This window comes from Kitasatospora sp. NPDC057512, assembly GCF_042802135.1.
Lineage (GTDB): Bacteria > Actinomycetota > Actinomycetes > Streptomycetales > Streptomycetaceae > Kitasatospora.
The window spans coordinates 1-3,465 of sequence record NZ_JBHVET010000822.1 but is presented as its reverse complement, the minus strand read 5'-3'; the positions used below and the strand labels follow the sequence as shown (position 1 = coordinate 3,465).

Genomic DNA, 3,465 nt, shown 5'->3' with positions numbered 1-3,465 from the left:
GGCCCGCCCGGTGAGGGCGGGCCGGCCGAGGAGGACCGGGTGGCCGGCTACCGGGCGCCCGGTGCGTCCGAGGCCTCGGAGGTGTCCGTGCCGGTCGGATAGGCGGTGGAGTCGGCGCTCCCGGGGACGGAGCCCTGGAGTTCGGCGAGGTCCGCGCTGACGGAGGCGAGCAGTTCCTGCATCTGCTCCAGCAGGCTCTTGGGGGTGGCGGGTCCGGCCGAGGTGCCGTCGGCCGAGCCCGTCGGGCTGCTCGGGAACTGCGGCGTGGCAGATGGTTCGGACATTGCGGGACCTCTTCGGATCGGTGGTGCGGTGTAGGGCGGCCGACGGTGGCTCGGACCGCACGGCGGGAGGCGGCAGTTGCCCGTTACCGGGGTACCCACCCCCGCCGTAGCACCCAACGAACCGGTCCGGTTGCCGTCACCCGGACACCACCCGATGCGGTCCAACTCCGCTGTGCGGTAAGCCTCCCGGGTGAGCCGGGGTTGCCGTCGCGGCGCCGCCTCGGCTAGGCGCGTCACGGTCCGCGCTGCCCAGGGAGCCAGGGCGGCGCGGTGCGGGGAGTGAGGGGCGATGCGGAGCGGGGCGCGGTCGAGCACGGCCGGAAAGGAGCCGGGATGATTCGGAGACGAACCGGAGACGGGCCGGGGGAGAACCCACCCCTTGCCACTCTCAACGTATAGCGCACGGGGGGTCTTGCGGCAAGGCCCCCGTGGTGGCGCACAATCGCAGGCCTCAGATCGGAGCTGATGCCATGAACAGCCGCACCACCAGCGCGTTCGACCTCCCCGCCCGCCTCGTCGCCAAGGCCGACCCGGCGCTGATCGGCGAGGACGAACGGCACTTCGCGGCCGTCGCGGAGAGCCTGGAGCAGTCGATCGCGGAGCTGTCCGACCGCCTCGACGCGCTGCGCCGCGCGCCGGGCGGCCTCGGCCGGGAGGCGATGGACCGGGACATCGAGGTGCACAGGCTGACCGGTCGGCTGCGCGCCCTGCGGCGTTTCGGCCTGGACCTGTGCCTCGGGCGGGTCGTCCGCGCGGACGACCCGGAGCCGGTGTACATCGGGCGGCTCGGCCTCACCGACAGTGAGGGGCGCCGACTGCTGGTCGACTGGCGCTCGCCCGCGGCCGAGCCGTTCTTCGCGGCCACCCACGCCGACCCGATGGGCCTGGTGAGCCGGCGCCGGTACCGCTGGACAGGCGGCCGGATCGGCGACTACTGGGACGAGGTGTTCGCCACCGAGGCCCTGGAGGGGCACGCCGCGCTGGACGACCAGTCCGCGTTCATCGCGAGCCTGGGCGGCAACCGGTCGGCCCGGATGCGGGACGTGCTGGCCACCATCCAGGCCGACCAGGACGCCGTCATCCGGGCGGGGTCCCGGGGCGCCCTGGTGGTGGACGGCGGCCCGGGCACCGGGAAGACGGTCGTCGCGCTGCACCGCTCCGCGTACCTGCTCTACTCCGACCCCCGGCTCGGCCACCGGCGCGGCGGCGTGCTGTTCGTCGGCCCGCACCAGCCCTACCTGGCCTACGTCGCCGACGTCCTGCCCAGCCTCGGCGAGGAGGGGGTGCGCACCTGCACCGTGCGGGACCTCGTCGCCGAGGGGGCGAAGGCCGGGGCGGAGAGCGACCCCGAGACGGCCCGCCTGAAGTCCTCGGTCGACATGGTGAGGGCGATCGAGAAGGCCGTCCGGTTCTACGAGGAGCCGCCCGCGGAGGGGATGGAGGTCACCACCCACTGGGCCGACCTCTGGCTGAGCGCCGAGGACTGGTCCGACGCGTTCGACGCGCCGGACCCGGGCACCCCGCACAACGAGGCCCGCGAGCAGATCTGGGAGGAGCTGGCCACGATCCTGATGGACAAGCTGGACGAGGACGCGGGGGTCTCGCCCGAGCTGTTCCGCCGGTCGCTGCGGCAGGACCGGGAGCTGGTCGAGACGCTCAACCGGGCCTGGCCGCTGATCGACGCGGCCGACCTGGTCGGCGACCTCTGGTCGGTACCCGCCTACCTGCGGATGTGCGCGCCCTGGCTCGCCCCCGAGGAGGTCCGCGGACTCCAGCGCAAGGACGCGCCCCAGGCCTGGACGGTGTCCGACCTGCCGCTGCTGGACGCGGCCCGGCAGCGGCTCGGCGATCCGGAGGCGGACCGGCGCCGGCACCGTCGGGAGGCCGCGGCCGCCGCCGAGCGCGCGCGGATGGCCGACGTCATCGGCGACCTGCTGCAGGCCGACGACGACGGCGAGGGCGCGGTGACGATGCTGCGCGGGCGCGACCTCCAGGACACCCTGGTCGACGAGACGGCTCTGCCCGGTGCCGACCCGGAGCCGCTCGCCGGGCCGTTCGCGCACATCGTGGTGGACGAGGCCCAGGAACTGACCGACGCGGAGTGGCAGATGCTGCTGCTGCGCTGCCCGTCCCGGAGCTTCACCATCGTCGGGGACCGGGCGCAGGCCAGGCACGGGTTCACGGAGTCCTGGCAGGAGCGGCTGGAGCGGATCGGGCTCGACCGGACCACGGTGGCCTCGCTGAGCATCAACTACCGGACGCCGGAGGAGGTCATGGCCGAGGCCGAGCCCGCGATCCGGGCCGCGCTGCCGGACGCCAACGTGCCGACCTCCGTCCGCAGCAGCGGCATCCCCGTCGTGCACGGGTCGGTGGCGGAGCTGGACGCCGTCCTGGACGGCTGGCTCGCCGAGCACGCCGAGGGGGTCGCCTGCGTGATCGGCGCCCCCGGGTTCGAGGCACGGCCGCGGGTCCGGTCGCTGACCCCGGAGCTGTCCAAGGGGCTGGAGTTCGACCTGGTCGTGCTGGTCGACCCGGAGGCGTTCGGCGGGGGCGTCGAGGGGGCGGTCGACCGCTACGTCGCGATGACCAGGGCGACCCAGCGGCTGGTGGTCCTCAGGAGCAGGTGAAGCGTCAAGCGTCGGAAGAGGCGGCGAAGGGAGCGGGGTGCGGACGGAGGGAGCGGAGGGGCTGGAACGCGCGTCGCCCGGTCGGGTGACGCAGGTGTCGGGCGACGGCGTCGGGAGGCCAGACTGGGGCGATGGACGAGGAGGAACCGCTGGCGTCGTGGGCGGCCAGGCGGGAGCGACGGCTGCGGCCGGTCGGGCAGTTGCGGGTCGTACGGCTCACGGTCGGGCGGCAGCGGGGCGCCCATGTGCTGCCGGGCGAACCGAGGCTGATCGTGCGCTGGGACGGCTACCAGTGGCTGCCGGAGACGGTGGCCGAGGACTACGCCACCGCCCAGCGGATCCTGTACGGGACGGAGGGGGCGGGGGCGCCGCGGCCAGGGCGCCCGGCGCGGCGGCCGGGGAAGGCCCCGGGGCGCCACCGCAAGCCCTGAGTCCCGCGCGGGCCCGGGCCGCGAACCGGCCCCCGAGACGTAACGGGGCCGCCAGCCGTAACGGGACCGCCAACCGTAACGGGACCCCAGGCTGCGACCGGACCCCGAGCCGTGACCGGCCTC

Annotated in this window: 3 protein-coding genes; 2 read left to right on the top strand and 1 reads right to left on the bottom strand. The window is 74.9% G+C overall.

All coding sequences use genetic code 11. The annotated features are described in order from the left end of the window. Positions 1-47 precede the first annotated feature (47 nt). Complete coding sequence (locus tag ACFU6K_RS34315) at positions 48-284, bottom strand: hypothetical protein (protein ID WP_380669804.1); 237 nt, start codon at positions 282-284, stop codon at positions 48-50. Between the two features lie 470 nt (positions 285-754). On the opposite strand from ACFU6K_RS34315, the gene helR reads away from it, so the two are divergent. Continuing rightward, positions 755-2,911: an RNA polymerase recycling motor ATPase HelR gene (helR, locus tag ACFU6K_RS34310; protein ID WP_380669802.1), complete on the top strand. Its 2,157-nt coding sequence runs from the start codon at positions 755-757 to the stop codon at positions 2,909-2,911. A 131-nt stretch (positions 2,912-3,042) separates the two neighbouring features. Continuing rightward, the gene (locus ACFU6K_RS34305) at positions 3,043-3,342 is read left to right on the top strand and encodes a DUF6087 family protein (protein ID WP_380669800.1); all 300 of its coding nucleotides are present in this window, start codon (positions 3,043-3,045) and stop codon (positions 3,340-3,342) included. The last annotated feature ends 123 nt before the right edge of the window (positions 3,343-3,465 follow it).

Coding starts and splice junctions, on each gene's coding strand:
- ACFU6K_RS34315 (WP_380669804.1), bottom strand. CDS start 284: ATGTCCGAACCATCTGCCACGCCGCAGTTCCCGAGCAGCCCGACGGGC.
- helR (WP_380669802.1), top strand. CDS start 755: ATGAACAGCCGCACCACCAGCGCGTTCGACCTCCCCGCCCGCCTCGTC.
- ACFU6K_RS34305 (WP_380669800.1), top strand. CDS start 3,043: ATGGACGAGGAGGAACCGCTGGCGTCGTGGGCGGCCAGGCGGGAGCGA.